29 protein-coding genes are annotated in these 15,711 nt (G+C 41.1%); all 29 read left to right on the top strand.

Annotated elements, in window-relative coordinates; all coding sequences use genetic code 11:
• Positions 1-6 precede the first annotated feature (6 nt).
• The 29 genes from rplB to RTR43_RS18630 all read left to right on the top strand — a co-directional run bounded on the left by rplB (position 7) and on the right by RTR43_RS18630 (position 15,703).
• Positions 7-837, top strand: coding sequence for a 50S ribosomal protein L2 (gene rplB, locus RTR43_RS18770; RefSeq protein ID WP_248736888.1), 831 nt, complete (start codon positions 7-9; stop codon positions 835-837).
• A gap of 60 nt (positions 838-897) precedes the next feature.
• Entirely contained in the window at positions 898-1,176 is a 279-nt protein-coding gene (gene rpsS, locus RTR43_RS18765) for a 30S ribosomal protein S19 (protein ID WP_312473838.1), read from the top strand.
• 17 nt (positions 1,177-1,193) lie between these two features.
• Positions 1,194-1,535, top strand: a complete 342-nt coding sequence (rplV, locus tag RTR43_RS18760; protein WP_312473836.1) for a 50S ribosomal protein L22 — start codon at positions 1,194-1,196, stop codon at positions 1,533-1,535.
• A gap of 3 nt (positions 1,536-1,538) precedes the next feature.
• Positions 1,539-2,195: a 30S ribosomal protein S3 gene (gene rpsC, locus RTR43_RS18755; protein ID WP_248736887.1), complete on the top strand. Its 657-nt coding sequence runs from the start codon at positions 1,539-1,541 to the stop codon at positions 2,193-2,195.
• Between the two features lie 2 nt (positions 2,196-2,197).
• Positions 2,198-2,632: a 50S ribosomal protein L16 gene (rplP, locus tag RTR43_RS18750; protein WP_312473832.1), complete on the top strand. Its 435-nt coding sequence runs from the start codon at positions 2,198-2,200 to the stop codon at positions 2,630-2,632.
• Positions 2,622-2,822 carry a 50S ribosomal protein L29 gene (gene rpmC, locus RTR43_RS18745; protein ID WP_248736924.1) on the top strand — a complete coding sequence of 67 codons (201 nt, stop codon included), beginning with the start codon at positions 2,622-2,624 and terminating at the stop codon, positions 2,820-2,822. Before rplP ends, rpmC begins: the two co-directional genes overlap by 11 nt.
• Positions 2,823-2,845: 23 nt before the next feature.
• Positions 2,846-3,109, top strand: a complete 264-nt coding sequence (gene rpsQ / locus RTR43_RS18740) for a 30S ribosomal protein S17 (protein ID WP_007085281.1) — start codon at positions 2,846-2,848, stop codon at positions 3,107-3,109.
• Between the two features lie 40 nt (positions 3,110-3,149).
• On the top strand, positions 3,150-3,518 hold the full coding sequence (rplN, locus tag RTR43_RS18735; protein ID WP_034676100.1) for a 50S ribosomal protein L14: 369 nt from the start codon (positions 3,150-3,152) through the stop codon (positions 3,516-3,518).
• A 35-nt stretch (positions 3,519-3,553) separates the two neighbouring features.
• Positions 3,554-3,862, top strand: a complete 309-nt coding sequence (gene rplX, locus RTR43_RS18730) for a 50S ribosomal protein L24 (RefSeq protein ID WP_248736923.1) — start codon at positions 3,554-3,556, stop codon at positions 3,860-3,862.
• Positions 3,863-3,888: 26 nt separating this feature from the next.
• Positions 3,889-4,428, top strand: coding sequence for a 50S ribosomal protein L5 (rplE, locus tag RTR43_RS18725; protein ID WP_248736885.1), 540 nt, complete (start codon positions 3,889-3,891; stop codon positions 4,426-4,428).
• A gap of 24 nt (positions 4,429-4,452) precedes the next feature.
• Positions 4,453-4,638, top strand: coding sequence for a 30S ribosomal protein S14 (rpsN, locus tag RTR43_RS18720; RefSeq protein WP_007085277.1), 186 nt, complete (start codon positions 4,453-4,455; stop codon positions 4,636-4,638).
• A gap of 30 nt (positions 4,639-4,668) precedes the next feature.
• Entirely contained in the window at positions 4,669-5,067 is a 399-nt protein-coding gene (rpsH, locus tag RTR43_RS18715) for a 30S ribosomal protein S8 (RefSeq protein ID WP_248736884.1), read from the top strand.
• A 32-nt stretch (positions 5,068-5,099) separates the two neighbouring features.
• Positions 5,100-5,636, top strand: coding sequence for a 50S ribosomal protein L6 (gene rplF / locus RTR43_RS18710; RefSeq protein ID WP_312473817.1), 537 nt, complete (start codon positions 5,100-5,102; stop codon positions 5,634-5,636).
• Between the two features lie 32 nt (positions 5,637-5,668).
• Positions 5,669-6,031: a 50S ribosomal protein L18 gene (gene rplR, locus RTR43_RS18705; protein ID WP_312473814.1), complete on the top strand. Its 363-nt coding sequence runs from the start codon at positions 5,669-5,671 to the stop codon at positions 6,029-6,031.
• A 24-nt stretch (positions 6,032-6,055) separates the two neighbouring features.
• The gene (gene rpsE / locus RTR43_RS18700) at positions 6,056-6,556 is read left to right on the top strand and encodes a 30S ribosomal protein S5 (protein ID WP_248736922.1); all 501 of its coding nucleotides are present in this window, start codon (positions 6,056-6,058) and stop codon (positions 6,554-6,556) included.
• Positions 6,557-6,569: 13 nt separating this feature from the next.
• Complete coding sequence (gene rpmD / locus RTR43_RS18695) at positions 6,570-6,749, top strand: 50S ribosomal protein L30 (RefSeq protein WP_098533198.1); 180 nt, start codon at positions 6,570-6,572, stop codon at positions 6,747-6,749.
• Between the two features lie 32 nt (positions 6,750-6,781).
• On the top strand, positions 6,782-7,222 hold the full coding sequence (gene rplO / locus RTR43_RS18690) for a 50S ribosomal protein L15 (RefSeq protein ID WP_248736881.1): 441 nt from the start codon (positions 6,782-6,784) through the stop codon (positions 7,220-7,222).
• Positions 7,222-8,517, top strand: coding sequence for a preprotein translocase subunit SecY (secY, locus tag RTR43_RS18685; protein ID WP_312473807.1), 1,296 nt, complete (start codon positions 7,222-7,224; stop codon positions 8,515-8,517). Before rplO ends, secY begins: the two co-directional genes overlap by 1 nt.
• Positions 8,518-8,576: 59 nt before the next feature.
• Complete coding sequence (locus tag RTR43_RS18680; protein ID WP_312473806.1) at positions 8,577-9,227, top strand: adenylate kinase; 651 nt, start codon at positions 8,577-8,579, stop codon at positions 9,225-9,227.
• Positions 9,227-9,973 carry a type I methionyl aminopeptidase gene (gene map / locus RTR43_RS18675; RefSeq protein WP_312473803.1) on the top strand — a complete coding sequence of 249 codons (747 nt, stop codon included), beginning with the start codon at positions 9,227-9,229 and terminating at the stop codon, positions 9,971-9,973. The genes RTR43_RS18680 and map overlap by 1 nt, the downstream gene beginning before the upstream one ends.
• A 184-nt stretch (positions 9,974-10,157) precedes the next feature.
• A complete protein-coding gene (gene infA / locus RTR43_RS18670) occupies positions 10,158-10,376 on the top strand; it encodes a translation initiation factor IF-1 (RefSeq protein WP_007085268.1) in 219 nt (72 codons plus the stop codon).
• 37 nt (positions 10,377-10,413) lie between these two features.
• Positions 10,414-10,527: a 50S ribosomal protein L36 gene (gene rpmJ, locus RTR43_RS18665; protein ID WP_000868344.1), complete on the top strand. Its 114-nt coding sequence runs from the start codon at positions 10,414-10,416 to the stop codon at positions 10,525-10,527.
• A gap of 24 nt (positions 10,528-10,551) precedes the next feature.
• Complete coding sequence (rpsM, locus tag RTR43_RS18660; protein WP_248736877.1) at positions 10,552-10,917, top strand: 30S ribosomal protein S13; 366 nt, start codon at positions 10,552-10,554, stop codon at positions 10,915-10,917.
• Between the two features lie 21 nt (positions 10,918-10,938).
• Positions 10,939-11,328, top strand: coding sequence for a 30S ribosomal protein S11 (gene rpsK, locus RTR43_RS18655; RefSeq protein WP_024027886.1), 390 nt, complete (start codon positions 10,939-10,941; stop codon positions 11,326-11,328).
• Positions 11,329-11,505: 177 nt separating this feature from the next.
• Complete coding sequence (locus RTR43_RS18650; RefSeq protein WP_248736876.1) at positions 11,506-12,450, top strand: DNA-directed RNA polymerase subunit alpha; 945 nt, start codon at positions 11,506-11,508, stop codon at positions 12,448-12,450.
• Positions 12,451-12,516: 66 nt separating this feature from the next.
• Positions 12,517-12,879 (top strand): 50S ribosomal protein L17, encoded by a 363-nt coding sequence (rplQ, locus tag RTR43_RS18645; RefSeq protein ID WP_312473790.1) that lies wholly within the window; start codon positions 12,517-12,519, stop codon positions 12,877-12,879.
• A gap of 345 nt (positions 12,880-13,224) precedes the next feature.
• Positions 13,225-14,064 carry an energy-coupling factor ABC transporter ATP-binding protein gene (locus tag RTR43_RS18640; protein WP_312473788.1) on the top strand — a complete coding sequence of 280 codons (840 nt, stop codon included), beginning with the start codon at positions 13,225-13,227 and terminating at the stop codon, positions 14,062-14,064.
• Complete coding sequence (locus tag RTR43_RS18635) at positions 14,040-14,909, top strand: energy-coupling factor ABC transporter ATP-binding protein (RefSeq protein WP_312473785.1); 870 nt, start codon at positions 14,040-14,042, stop codon at positions 14,907-14,909. Before RTR43_RS18640 ends, RTR43_RS18635 begins: the two co-directional genes overlap by 25 nt.
• On the top strand, positions 14,906-15,703 hold the full coding sequence (locus RTR43_RS18630) for an energy-coupling factor transporter transmembrane component T family protein (protein ID WP_312473783.1): 798 nt from the start codon (positions 14,906-14,908) through the stop codon (positions 15,701-15,703). The genes RTR43_RS18635 and RTR43_RS18630 overlap by 4 nt, the downstream gene beginning before the upstream one ends.
• Positions 15,704-15,711: the final 8 nt, after the last annotated feature.

The raw sequence follows: 15,711 nt of genomic DNA, 5'->3' as shown, positions 1-15,711 counted from the left end.
AATAACATGGCGATTAAAAAGTACAAACCTACCTCTAATGGTCGTCGCGGAATGACTACTTCTGATTTCGCTGAAATCACAACTAGCACTCCAGAAAAATCTCTATTAGCACCGCTAACGAGAAAAGGCGGCCGTAATAACCAAGGTAAGTTAACTGTTCGTCATCAAGGTGGCGGCCATAAGCGTCAATATCGTTTAATTGATTTTAAACGTAACAAAGATGGCATTCCAGGACGCGTTGCCACTATCGAGTACGATCCAAACCGTTCTGCAAATATTGCATTAATCAATTATGTGGATGGAGAAAAGCGTTATATCTTAGCTCCTAAAAACCTAGTAGTTGGAATGGAAGTAATGTCAGGCCCTGAGGCTGATATTAAAGTGGGTAACGCACTTCCATTAGTAAACATTCCAGTTGGTACTGTAGTACACAACATTGAATTAAAACCTGGTAAAGGCGGACAATTAGTTCGTTCAGCTGGTACATCTGCACAAGTACTTGGTAAAGAAGGTAAATACGTATTAGTACGTTTAACTTCTGGTGAAGTACGCATGATTCTCGCTGAATGCCGCGCTTCTATCGGTCAAGTAGGAAACGAACAACACGAACTTATTAATATTGGTAAAGCAGGTCGTTCTCGCTGGTTAGGCAAACGCCCAACTGTACGTGGATCTGTAATGAACCCTAACGATCACCCACACGGTGGTGGTGAAGGACGTTCACCTATCGGACGTAAATCACCAATGTCTCCATGGGGTAAACCAACTCTTGGATACAAAACTCGTAAGAAAACCAACAAATCAGATAAGTTTATTGTACGTCGTCGTAAAAAATAACGGGACTTTACTACGGTTCACAGAAAGAACCGTAGAACAGTCACGAAGGGAGGTTCCTTCATGGGTCGCAGCTTAAAAAAAGGACCATTTGTTGATGATCATTTAATGGTTAAGATCGAAAAGTTAAATGAAACTGATGGCAAACAAGTTGTTAAAACTTGGTCACGCCGTTCAACGATCTTCCCACAATTTATCGGCCACACAATCGCAGTTTATGATGGTCGTAAACATGTGCCTGTTTATGTAACTGAAGACATGGTAGGACACAAGCTTGGAGAATTCGCTCCAACTCGTGCTTACAAAGGCCATGGTAATGATGACAAGAAAACAAGACGTTAAGAGAGGAGGGCATCCAAATGCAAGCTAAAGCTGTTGCAAGAACAGTTCGTATTGCTCCTCGTAAAGCACGTTTAGTCGTTGATTTAATCCGAGGTAAGCAAGTTGGTGAAGCGGTGGCGATTTTAAATCTCACTCCTAAGGCTGCTTCTCCAATCGTTGATAAAGTATTAAAATCAGCTATGGCAAATGCCGAGCACAACTATGAAATGGACGTTAACAATCTAGTTGTTGAGCAAGCATTCGTTGATGAAGGACCAACGTTAAAACGTTTCCGTCCTCGCGCTATGGGCCGTGCAAGCCAAATTAACAAACGCACGAGCCACATTACAATCGTTTTATCAGAAAAGAAGGAGGGATAAGCTGTGGGTCAAAAAGTAAATCCAGTCGGTTTGCGTATCGGAATCATCCGTGATTGGGAATCTAAATGGTACGCAGGCAAAGACTTCGCTACTCTTTTACACGAAGACCTTAAAATTCGTGAGTACATCACGAAACGTTTAAAAGATGCTTCTGTTTCTAAAGTAGAAATTGAACGTGCTGCTAACCGTGTAAACGTAACAGTCCATACAGCTAAGCCTGGTATGGTTATCGGTAAAGGCGGTACGGAAGTTGAAGCACTTCGTAAAGCATTAAATCAACTAACTGGCAAACGTGTTCATATCAACATTCTTGAAATCAAGAGAGCTGACATTGATGCTAAACTAGTGGCTGAAAATGTTGCTCGTCAATTAGAAAACCGTGTATCTTTCCGTCGTGCACAAAAGCAAGTTATTCAACGTGCAATGCGTGCTGGAGCGAAAGGTATTAAAACAATGGTATCTGGTCGTCTTGGTGGAGCAGATATCGCTCGTTCTGAACACTATAGCGAAGGAACTGTTCCACTTCATACACTTCGTGCGGATATAGACTATGCTACTGCTGAAGCAGATACAACTTATGGTAAGCTAGGCGTTAAAGTATGGATCTATAAAGGCGAAGTCCTTCCTACTAAGAAGAAAAATGCGGAAGGAGGCAAATAATTATGTTATTGCCAAAACGCGTAAAATATCGCCGTCAACACCGTGGTAAAATGCGTGGTAACGCTAAAGGCGGTACTGAAGTAACCTTCGGTGAATACGGCCTACAAGCAATGGAAGCTTCTTGGATCACTAACCGCCAAATCGAAGCTGCCCGTATTGCGATGACACGTTACATGAAACGTGGCGGTAAAGTTTGGATTAAAATTTTCCCTCACAAGCCTTATACAGCTAAACCATTAGAAGTACGGATGGGTTCCGGTAAAGGGGCACCTGAAGGCTGGGTTGCAGTTGTTAAGCCTGGAAAAATTATGTTTGAAATTGCGGGTGTTTCAGAAGAAATCGCACGTGAAGCACTTCGACTTGCAATGCACAAACTTCCTGTTAAATGTAAGTTTGTAAAACGAGAAGAAATTGGTGGTGAATCAAGTGAAAGCTAATGAACTACGTGAACTTACCACTGCTGAAATTGAACAAAAAGTAAAATCTCTAAAAGAAGAGCTTTTCAACCTTCGCTTTCAATTGGCGACAGGACAACTTGAAAACACGGCTCGCATTCGTGAAGTGCGTAAAGCAATTGCCCGTATGAAAACAGTTGTTCGCGAAAGAGAAATCAGCGTTAACAAGTGATTATTGAGAGGAGGTTCACGAAAATGAGTGAACGCAACCAACGCAAAGTTTACACAGGGCGCGTTGTTTCTGACAAAATGGATAAAACCGTTACTGTTCTTGTTGAAACACACAAAAAGCATCCACTATATGGTAAACGCGTTAAGTACTCTAAAAAGTTTAAAGCTCATGATGAGCAAAACGAAGCAAAAATCGGCGATGTTGTACGTATCATGGAAACTCGTCCGCTTTCAGCAACTAAACGCTTCCGTTTAGTTGAGGTAGTAGAAAAAGCAGTTATTATTTAATTGTTCGGATTAAGCTTCATTCCGAAGGGAGGTTACACACATGATTCAACAAGAATCACGTTTAAAAGTTGCTGACAACTCTGGTGCTCGTGAAGTACTTACGATTAAAGTTCTTGGTGGTTCCGGTCGCAAAACTGCTGGTATTGGTGATGTCATCGTTTGTACAGTAAAACAAGCAACACCAGGTGGCGTTGTTAAAAAAGGTGACGTTGTTAAGGCTGTTATTGTTCGTACAAAAAGCGGTGCTCGCCGTCCTGATGGTTCTTACATTCGTTTTGATGAAAACGCATGTGTCATTATCAAAGATGATAAGAGCCCGCGCGGAACGCGTATCTTCGGACCAGTTGCTCGCGAACTTCGCGATAACAACTTTATGAAAATTGTATCTTTAGCTCCAGAAGTACTATAATTTAAATTCAAATGCCTTTAAGGAGGTGCTTAATGATGCATGTGAAAAAAGGTGACAAAGTAAGAGTCATCTCTGGTAAGGATAAAGGCAAAACAGGTGTTATCCTGGCAGCTTATCCTAAAGATAGCCGTGTTCTAGTAGAAGGCGTAAACATCGTGAAAAAACATTCAAAGCCTTCTCAAGTGAATCCACAAGGCGGTATCATCAGCTTTGAGGCTCCAATTCATGTATCGAACGTAATGCCTATCGATCCTAAATCAGGTAACCCAACTCGTGTAGGTTACAAAACGATTGATGACAAAAAAGTACGCGTAGCAAAATCCGGTGAAGTATTAGATAAATAGTTTAAAAAAGAAGGGAGGTACTATGAATGAACCGCCTAAAAGAAAAATTTGTTAAAGAAGTAACACCTGCTCTAATGAGCAAGTTCAACTATAAATCAGTTATGGAAGTTCCTAAGCTTGACAAAATCGTTATCAATATGGGTGTTGGTGATGCTGTTGCTAATGCAAAAGCACTTGACATTGCTGTTGAGGAGCTTGCAACGGTTACAGGTCAAAAACCTATCGTAACTCGTGCGAAAAAGTCTATCGCTGGCTTCCGTCTACGTGAAGGTATGCCAATCGGTGCAAAGGTAACACTTCGCGGTGAGCGCATGTACGAATTCTTGGATAAATTAGTTTCCGTTTCTTTACCTCGTGTGCGTGACTTCCGTGGTGTTTCTAAGAAAGCTTTCGATGGTCGCGGTAACTATACATTGGGTATTAAAGAACAATTAATCTTCCCTGAAATTGATTACGATAAAGTAAGCAAAGTTCGTGGTATGGATATCGTTATCGTAACGACTGCTAACACTGATGAAGAATCTCGTGAACTTTTAACTCAATTTGGAATGCCATTCCAAAAGTAATCGATAAATAAGGGAGGCGAAAACGTGGCTAAAAAGTCAATGATTGCGAAACAACAGCGCACGCCTAAATTCAAAGTACAAGAGTACACACGCTGCGAACGTTGCGGACGTCCTCACTCTGTATATCGTAAATTTAAGCTTTGCCGTATTTGTTTCCGTGAATTAGCATACAAAGGACAAATTCCTGGTGTTAAAAAAGCTAGCTGGTAAAACTAGAAGCTTGGGAAGGAGGTAAAAATAATGGTCATGACAGATCCAATTGCTGATATGCTTACTCGCATTCGTAATGCGAACATGGTGCGTCACGAAAAGTTAGAAGTGCCTGCTTCTAATGTGAAAAAAGAAATTGCTGAAATCTTAAAGCGCGAAGGTTTCGTACGTGACGTTGAATTTATTGAAGACAACAAACAAGGCATCATCCGTATCTTCTTAAAATACGGTGCAAATAACGAACGCGTTATTACTGGCCTTAAGCGCATAAGCAAGCCTGGCCTTCGAGTTTACGCAAAATCTACGGAGGTACCACGCGTTCTTAACGGTCTTGGTATCGCATTAGTATCAACATCAAACGGTGTTATTACAGATAAAGAAGCTCGTGCAAAACAAATCGGCGGAGAAGTATTAGCTTACGTTTGGTAACATGAGTTTTTGAATGAATGGAGGTGCACTAAATGTCTCGCGTAGGAAAAAAACCAATTGAGATTCCAGCAGGAGTTACGGTTACTTTAAACAACAATACTGTTACTGTTAAAGGGCCTAAAGGCGAACTAACTCGTTCTTTTAATCCTGATATCTTAATTACTGTTGAAGAAAACGTTGTAACAATCACTCGTCCATCTGACGTGAAAGAACACCGCGCATTGCACGGAACGACTCGTGCGGTGATCGCGAACATGGTTGAAGGTGTTTCCACTGGCTTTACAAGAAACCTAGAATTAATCGGGGTTGGTTACCGTGCACAAAAGCAAGGTAACAAGCTTGTATTAAACGTAGGTTACTCACACCCAGTTGAAATTGAACCTGAAGCTGGCCTTGAAATCGAAGTACCTGCCAATACAAAAATCACTATCAAAGGTACTGATAAAGAACGTGTTGGTGAATTAGCTGCCAATATTCGCGGAGTACGTCCTCCTGAGCCATACAAAGGCAAAGGAATTCGTTACGAAGGTGAATTTGTTCGTCGTAAAGAGGGTAAAACTGGTAAGTAATGCCGCATAGGTAAACGAAAGGAGTGACGTAAATGATTACGAAGCTTGATAAAAACGCTACTCGCAAGAAAAGACATGCTCGTGTTCGTGCGAAACTTAGCGGTACTTCAACTCGTCCACGTTTAAATGTGTTTCGTTCAAACAAGCATATTTATGCGCAGATTATCGATGACATGAATGGAGTAACTTTAGCAAGTGCTTCTACAAAAGAAAAAGATTTTGGTCTTGATTCTACTAGTAACGTTGAAGCTGCACAAAAGGTCGGAGAATTAGTCGCTAAACGTGCGGTAGAAAAAGGTATCACTTCTATTGTCTTTGACCGTGGAGGATACCTATACCACGGCCGCGTGCAAGCATTAGCTGATGCTGCCCGCGAAAACGGCTTACAATTCTAATAGTCAAAGGAGGGACACAAAATGATGCGTCGTATTGATCCAAACAAACTTGAACTTGAAGAACGCGTAGTTACGGTTAACCGTGTTGCGAAAGTTGTTAAAGGTGGACGTCGTTTCCGTTTCTCTGCTCTTGTAGTAGTTGGAGACAAAAACGGTCATGTCGGATTCGGTACTGGTAAAGCACAGGAAGTACCAGATGCCATTCGCAAAGCCATCGAAGATGCAAAGAAAAACTTAGTTGAAGTACCAATGGTTGGAACTACTGTTCCTCACCAAGTAATTGGACGTTTTGGTGCTGGCGAAATTCTTCTAAAACCTGCTTCTGAAGGTACAGGAGTTATCGCTGGGGGTCCAGTTCGTGCTGTTCTTGAATTAGCAGGGGTAGCTGATATCCTTTCTAAATCACTAGGAACGAACACTCCAATTAACATGGTACGTGCTACAGTTGAAGGTTTAAAACAATTAAAACGTGCTGAAGACGTAGCAAAATTACGTGGTAAATCAGTAGAAGAACTGTTAGGATAAGGGGGGAATTCAAATGGCGAAACTTTTAATTACCCTCAACCGTAGCGTAATTGGTCGCCCTGAGGACCAACGTGAAACAGTTAAAGCGCTAGGATTACGTAAATTAAATCAAACAGTTGAGCATCAAGATAACGCTGCGATTCGCGGTATGATTAACAAAGTTGCTCACCTTGTAACAGTTAAAGAACAATAGTTGATTCTTTTCTTTCATAAGGAGGTGCCAATATGAAACTTCATGAATTAAAACCTGCCGAGGGTTCTCGTAAAGAACGTAAACGTCTAGGACGTGGTATCGGATCTGGTCAAGGAAAAACAGCGGGTAAAGGTCATAAAGGTCAAAATGCTCGTTCCGGCGGCGGTGTACGTCCTGGCTTCGAGGGTGGTCAAACACCTTTATATCGTCGTTTACCAAAACGTGGTTTTACCAACATTAGCCGTAAAGAATATGCCATTCTTAATCTTGATACCTTAAATCGCTTTGAAGACGGTACAGAAGTTACTCCAGAACTTCTTATCGAAACAGGCGTTATTAGTAACGAAAAAGCTGGAATCAAGGTTCTTGCTAAAGGAACGCTAGAGAAAAAGTTGACTGTAAAAGCTAACAAATTCTCCTCTGCTGCTAAGGAAGCGATCGAAGCTGCTGGTGGAACTACTGAGGTGATCTAATGTTCCAAACAATCTCCAATTTTATGCGCGTGGGTGATATAAGACGAAAGATCATATTCACCCTTTTAATGTTAGTCGTTTTTCGACTAGGTACATTCATTCCTGTACCGAATGTAAATGCTGAAGTTCTTGCTAGCCAAGATAAGCTCAGTGTATTTGGTATCTTAAATACTTTTGGCGGTGGGGCATTAAAACAATTCTCCATCTTCGCAATGGGTATCATGCCGTATATCACTGCGTCGATTATTATTCAGTTACTACAAATGGATGTTGTTCCGAAATTTACGGAATGGTCCAAACAAGGGGAGTCTGGGCGTCGTAAGATTGCTCAAATTACCCGTTATTTCACTATAATTCTTGGATTTATCCAAGCATTAGGTATGTCCTATGGCTTTAATAATTTAGCCAGCGGACAATTGATTGTAAACCCTGGTATTGGTACGTATCTCTTAATTGCTGTTACTTTAACTGCTGGTACATCATTTTTGATGTGGTTAGGTGAGCAAATCACTGAAAAAGGTGTGGGAAATGGAATTTCCATTATCATCTTTGCCGGGATCGTTGCTGGTATGCCTACAACGATTAATCAAATCTATGTTCAGCAATTTGAAAACGCAGGAGATGCGATATTCATACGAATTGTTACGGCTGTTTTAATCATACTTGCTGTGATTGCAATCGTAGTTGGCGTCATTTTTATCCAACAAGCAAATCGTAAAATTCCAATTCAATATGCAAAACGTGTTGTGGCAGGACGTAATCCAGTTGGTGGTCAGTCCACTCACATGCCGTTAAAAGTTAACGCTGCAGGTGTTATTCCTGTCATCTTTGCGGTTTCATTTATTGTAACTCCAAGAACAATTGCATCATTTTTCACACCAAATGATGTAACAAATTGGATTAATAACAATCTTGACTATTCACATCCAATTGGGATGACGTTATATGCAGCACTAATTATCGCGTTCACTTATTTCTATGCTTTTATCCAAGTTAACCCTGAACAAGCAGCGGAAAACTTACAAAAGCAAAGCGGCTATATTCCTGGTATTCGTCCTGGAAAGAGCACGCAAGAATACTTAACACGCGTCTTATACCGTTTAACTTTCGTTGGTGCAATCTTCCTAACTGTTATCGCTGTGCTTCCTACTATATTTATTAATATAGCGAACCTGCCGAAATCAGCTCAAATAGGTGGAACAAGCTTGCTCATCGTTGTCGGTGTTGCGCTTGATACGTACAAGCAGCTTGAAGCACAATTAGTTAAACGTCATTATAAAGGGTTTATTAAGTAAAAGGTTTTTGGGACCCTTGGTTCCCAAAAACCTATTAATAGCACGAGGGGGGAACACGTGTGAATTTAGTATTAATGGGGCTTCCAGGTGCCGGTAAAGGTACCCAAGCTGAAAGAATCGTCGAACAATACGGCATCCCTCATATCTCTACTGGAGATATGTTCCGTGCAGCGATGAAAGAAGGAACTGAGCTAGGTTTACAAGCGAAATCATTCATGGATAAGGGCGAACTTGTTCCTGATGAAGTAACAATCGGTATTGTCCGTGAGCGATTAAGTAAGGATGACTGTCAAAAGGGCTTCCTGCTAGATGGCTTTCCTAGAACTGTCCCTCAAGCAGAGGCGTTAGAAAACCTATTAGTTGATTTAAATAAAAAAATCGATTATGTAGTTAATATTAACGTTGATAAAAGTATCTTAATGGATCGTTTGACTGGACGTCGCATTTGTAAAGAATGTGGATCTACGTATCATTTAGTCTTTAATCCTCCTGCAAAAGAGGGTGTGTGCGACCGCTGTGGCGGAGAGCTCTACCAAAGAGCAGATGATAATGCAGAAACCGTTCAAAATAGATTAGATGTTAATATCAAACAACAAGAACCATTACTAACTTTTTATGAAACCAAAGGTTATCTCCGCACGATTGATGGCCAGCAGGATATTACCATAGTATTCGCTGATATCAAGCAATTACTCGGGGGCTTACATTAATGATCATTTGCAAAACCCCTGAACAACTTGAGATCATGCGAGAAGCTGGGCGCATTGTTGCCCTTACCCACCAAGAGTTAAAAAAACATTTAACTCCTGGCATAACCACAAAAGAATTGGATTTGCTAGCAGAGGAATTTATTCTCGCTCAGAATGCGATTCCTTCGTTTAAAGGGTATAATGGTTTCCGTGGCAGCATCTGCACAAGTGTGAACGAAGTACTTGTTCACGGGATTCCGGGAAGTCGCGTATTAAATGAGGGCGATGTAATTAGTATTGATATCGGAGCTCAATTTAACGGCTACCATGGCGATTCAGCTTGGACATATGCGATTGGAAAGATTGATGAGAATTCCCAGCGTCTACTTGACGTTACAGAGGAATCCCTTTATCAAGGGTTAAACGAAGCTAAACCGGGCGAGCGACTCTCGAACATCTCCCATGCGATTCAAAAGTATGTGGAAGCAAACGGCTTTTCTGTTGTACGCGAGTATGTAGGACACGGAGTCGGGCAAGACTTACATGAAGAACCTAATATTCCTCATTTTGGTCCGCCAAACAAAGGTCCGGAATTGAAGCCTGGAATGGTACTTGCAATTGAACCGATGGTAAATGCCGGAAGCCGGTATGTAAAAACATTGGCTGACGATTGGACGGTTGTAACAGTTGATGGCAAGCGCAGTGCTCATTTCGAGCATACGATTGCAATCACTGAAACCGGATTTGAAATCTTAACCAAAATATAATTTTTGGCTGATTTCATTGTTAGACCGATTCTAATCCGCAAATAATAGTAATTTGTAATAGTTACTAGCGGACAGAATGCTGCTCAATATGTTAAAATTGTAAGGTTGCAGGATGACGTACAAAGAAAAGACTTAGTTGCACACTAACGAACGCTATTCTGAAATGAGAAGGGAGACGAGACCGATGGCCAAAGATGATGTTATTGAAATCGAAGGTAAAGTGATTGAAACTTTGCCAAATGCAATGTTTAAGGTAGAATTAGAAAATGGTCATACTGTGCTAGCTCATGTTTCTGGTAAAATTCGAATGCACTTCATTCGAATACTTCCGGGTGACAAGGTGACTGTTGAGCTTTCTCCATATGACTTAACACGCGGAAGAATTACTTACCGCTTTAAATAATCAGCTTGCACTCCGTACCATTAAGGAGGTTAGGATAATGAAAGTAAGACCATCTGTTAAACCGATCTGCGAAAAGTGCAAAGTTATCCGTAGACGCGGAAAAGTTATGGTTATCTGTGAAAACCCTAAACATAAACAAAAACAAGGTTAATCTTGAAGGAGGTGCTGCTTTAATATGGCACGTATTGCTGGTGTAGATATTCCACGTGAAAAACGTGTAGTTATCTCTTTAACTTACATTTATGGTATTGGTAAAAATACTGCACGAAAAGTCTTAGCAGAAGCTGGTGTTTCTGAAGATACTCGTGTGCGTGATTTAACAGAAGACGAATTAAACAAAATCCGTGACATCATCGACAAACTAAAAGTTGAAGGTGATCTTCGCCGTGAAATTTCTCTTAACATTAAGCGTTTAATGGAAATCGGCTGCTACCGCGGATTACGTCATCGTCGTGGTCTACCGGTTCGTGGACAAAATACGAAAAACAACGCTCGTACACGCAAAGGTCCTCGTAAGACTGTTGCGAACAAGAAGAAGTAATCGGCAAAGGAGGTTATTTTAATGGCACGTAAAACTAATACACGTAAACGTCGTGTTAAAAAGAATATTGAATCAGGTATTGCACATATCCGTTCAACATTTAACAATACGATTGTAACAATCACTGATGTTCATGGTAATGCAATTTCATGGTCAAGTGCTGGTGCGCTTGGATTTAGAGGTTCTCGTAAATCTACTCCATTCGCAGCACAAATGGCTGCTGAAACAGCTGCAAAGACATCCATCGAACATGGAATGAAAACTTTAGAAGTTACTGTAAAAGGTCCTGGTGCAGGCCGTGAAGCAGCTATTCGTGCTCTTCAAGCTGCTGGTCTTGAAGTAACAGCAATTAAAGACGTTACACCTGTTCCTCATAATGGATGCCGTCCACCAAAACGCCGTCGTGTTTAATTTATCTGTATAGAAGTTGTATCAAGCGTCTATAATGGATATGATACTAATTTTCGAGAGTTATACAGAAAATTTATTCCAGTTGTTGTGCACAAAACGGGAACGTATACATGGGGGAATTTCGGTTAGCTAAACTACTACTAATCGAGTTTCGACGTTTTGAAGGAGGGTTATTTGATGATCGAAATAGAAAAACCAAAAATCGAAACGGTTGAGATCAACGATGATGCCAAGTACGGGAAGTTCGTCGTAGAGCCACTTGAGCGTGGATATGGTACCACTTTGGGTAACTCCTTACGTCGTATCCTATTATCTTCACTCCCAGGTGCCGCTGTTACATCGATTCAGGTCGATGGGGTACTTCATGAGTTCTCAACAATTGAAGGCGTCGTAGAGGATGTAACATCCATCATTTTAAACATTAAAAAAATAGCTTTAAAAATCTATTCTGACGAAGAGAAAACACTTGAAATTGATGTGCAGGGTGAAGGGCCTGTCAAGGCAAGCAATATTACCCATGACAGTGATGTCGAGATTTTAAATCCTGACCTTCATATTGCCACATTAGCAACAAATGGACATCTTCGCATGCGTTTAACGGCTAGACGTGGACGTGGTTATACACCGGCTGAACAGAACAAAAGAGAAGATCAGCCAATTGGTGTGATTCCAATTGACTCCATTTATACGCCTGTTTCCCGTGTGTCCTTTCAGGTAGAAAATACTCGTGTTGGTCAAATGTCAAATTTTGACAAGCTAACGCTTGATGTTTGGACAGATGGAAGCACTGGGCCAAAAGAAGCGATTGCTCTTGGTTCGAAAATTTTGACCGAGCATTTGAATATTTTTGTCGGATTAACCGATGAAGCTCAAAATGCTGAAATTATGATTGAAAAAGAAGAAGATCAAAAAGAAAAAGTTCTTGAAATGACAATTGAAGAACTAGACCTTTCTGTTCGTTCTTATAACTGCTTAAAGCGTGCTGGAATCAACACTGTTCAGGAATTAGCCAATAAGACTGAAGAAGATATGATGAAGGTTCGTAATTTAGGTCGCAAATCACTTGAAGAAGTGAAGGCGAAACTAGAAGAGCTTGGATTGGGCTTGCGTAAAGACGACTAGTCTGCTATTCGTCGCTACCAATGCTAATAATCCGTTTAATGACTTCAACAAAGGAGGGAACCCTTCATGGCATACAGAAAGTTAGGACGCACTAGTGCACAGCGTAAAGCTATGCTACGTGATTTAACTACAGATTTAATTATCAACGAGCGCATTGAAACAACAGAAACTCGCGCGAAAGAACTTCGTGTGACTGTTGAAAAAATGATCACTTTAGGCAAACGCGGGGATTTACATGCTCGCCGTCAAGCTTCTTCATATGTTCGTAATGAAATTGCTAATGCTGAATCTGGTCAAGATGCTGTACAAAAACTTTTCGCTGATATCGCTCCACGTTATCAAGAGCGTCAAGGTGGATATACTCGTATTATGAAACTTGGACCACGCCGCGGTGACGGTGCACCAATGGTTATTATCGAGTTAGTTTAATACCTTTTAACAGACAACAAGGGCGCTGGACAGTTTACAAACAAACTTGTTCTTTGCCCTTTTTCTGTAAGAGAAATTTTAATAGTGTACGAACCAAGCCAAAAAGAGTGTTATGATGAGCGTGACTCCTTCAATGGAGCGAAGATTTTTTAATCATTCCCGGAATGAATACTAGTATTCGTTTTCACGTCTCGTCTAGCTCATGCACCTCCTCCCATTTCTATTATAGAAATCCCTTTTAATTGCAGTTGAAAACGTTACTGCCCGGGGACGAGGTGCAGGCTTTTTTTGTATGTAAAAGAAAAATGAGCTGAGGACAGGTTAGCTGAGAGGAGGAATATGACTATGAAAGAATCAATTGTATCCCTTAAGGGAGTTTCTTTTCAATACGATACACAAGAACGCTACGCCTTAAACAATGTTACGTTTGACATTTATGATGGTGAATGGCTAGCAATCGTTGGCCATAATGGGTCCGGTAAATCTACCATGGCAAAGCTGCTAAATGGCTTGCAATTTCCCCAAGCAGGCGAGATTACAGTTTGTGGGATGCCGCTAAATGAAGAGTCAATTTGGGACATTCGCACAAAACTAGGGATGGTATTTCAAAACCCTGACAATCAATTTGTTGGTACAACGGTACAGGATGATGTGGCTTTTGGTCTAGAAAATAATGGGATACCCCGGGATGAAATGGTCCAAAGAGTCGAAGATTCATTAAGAAAAGTGAAAATGGATAAGTTTCTATATCAAGAGCCCCACCATCTATCGGGTGGACAGAAGCAGCGGGTTGCAATTGCTGGTGTGTTAGCGTTAAGACCATCTATCATTATTTTAGATGAAGCAACATCGATGCTCGATCCAAGAGGACGTGAGGAGGTATTAGAGACGGTTAGACTTTTAAAAGAAGAAAAATCTTTAACCGTAATCTCAATCACCCACGATCTGGAAGAGGCAGCAAAGGCGGACCGAATCATTGTGATGAACAAAGGTGAAGTTTTTCGTGAAGGAACCCCGGAAGAGATTTTTTCAATGGATGAGCAATTGATTCAACTAGGGTTGGATATTCCTTTCTCGGTGAAAATGAGTAAAGCATTCCGTCAAAAAGGGATTGACTTTTCCAAGCATTATTTATCGGAAGAAGAGTTGGTGACAGAGTTATGGACATCTCGCTTCAACATATAGAATATCGGTATCAAGCAAATACTCCTTTTGAACAAATGGCGATAGAGGATGTATCGATTGAAATCCCTTCTGGGACTTACATGGCGATCATTGGCCATACCGGTTCCGGAAAGTCGACGGTTTTACAGCATTTAAACGCGCTTTTGCAGCCTACAAAAGGGACTGTGAAAATTGGTGACCATGAAATTAAGGCTCAGCAGAAAAATAAGAACTTAAAACAAGTACGGCAAAAGGTAGGAATTGTGTTTCAATTCCCTGAACATCAGTTATTTGAAGAAACCGTTGAAAAAGATATTATCTTTGGTCCTATGAATTTTGGAATATCGGAAGCTGAAGCAAAGAAAAGGGCCCGCATAGCTTTGAAACAGGTAGGGCTTGCTGAAGATATTTTAGAAAAATCACCGTTTGATCTCTCTGGAGGGCAAATGCGACGTGTTGCCATTGCCGGAGTATTGGCGATGGAGCCTGATGTAATTGTCCTGGACGAGCCAACCGCGGGTTTAGATCCGCGCGGCCGCAAAGAAATTATGGATATGTTTTACACACTCCATCAGGATAGAAAGCTATCGACAATATTAGTTACCCACAGCATGGAGGATGCGGCCAGATACGCTGACCAAATTGTGATTATGCAACATGGGAAAGTGGTCAATCAGGGGACACCGGAAGAAATTTTCTCTTCACCGGTCGAATTGGTGCAAATGGGGCTGGATGTCCCAGAAGTGGTCCGCTTCCAGCTTAAGCTTGAGGAAAAAACGGGCGTGAAATTAGATAAAATCTATTTATCAATTGAGGAGTTATCTTCTGCTGTCACAGGCGTTCTAAATCGAGGTGTTCGCTCATGATGGAAAAAATGATTTTCGGCCGCTATGTGCCGGCAGATTCCATTATTCATAAGATGGACCCTCGTTCAAAATTAATGATCATCTTCCTTTTTGTCTGTATTATTTTTCTAGCGAATAACTGGGTTACCTATGCACTTATTGGAATATATACTTTTTTAATGCTCGGAATGTCGAGAATTCCGGTTCGGTTTCTGTATGGAGGCCTTAAACCGGTTCTCTGGCTTGTTCTATTTACATTAGTTCTTCAGTTGTTTTTTACAAAGGAAGGGGCTATTTTGTTCGAATGGGGTCCAGTGAAAATATATGAAGGAGGCGTTAGGATGGGGATTTTTATTTCGTTAAGATTCTTCTTCTTAATCTTAATGACATCCCTGCTGACGTTAACGACGACTCCCATCGAGATTACAGATGGTCTTGAAACGCTGTTACATCCTTTAAAAAAGATTCGTTTCCCTGTCCATGAAATGGCACTGATGATGTCGATTTCATTACGATTTATTCCAACGCTGATGCAAGAAACGGATAAAATCATGAAAGCGCAAATTGCCCGCGGAGTCGAATTTGCCAGCGGCCCTTTCAAGGAACGGATTAAAGCGGTTATCCCATTACTCATCCCCTTGTTCGTTAGTTCCTTTAAACGGGCTGAGGAGCTGGCGATTGCCATGGAGGCAAGAGGATACCGCGGTGGTGAGGGGAGAACGAAATACCGGCAATTAAGCTGGCGAATGGTCGATTCTCTGCAGTTAGTTGTTCTTGTTGTTTTAACCATACTTTTATTTTTATTACGTTCATAATGGAGCGA

Origin of the sequence: Neobacillus sp. (assembly GCF_031988165.1) — a bacterium.
In the GTDB taxonomy this organism is placed as follows: Bacteria; Bacillota; Bacilli; order Bacillales; family Cytobacillaceae; genus Neobacillus; species Neobacillus rhizosphaerae.
This window is presented reverse-complemented; position numbering and strand designations above follow the sequence as displayed.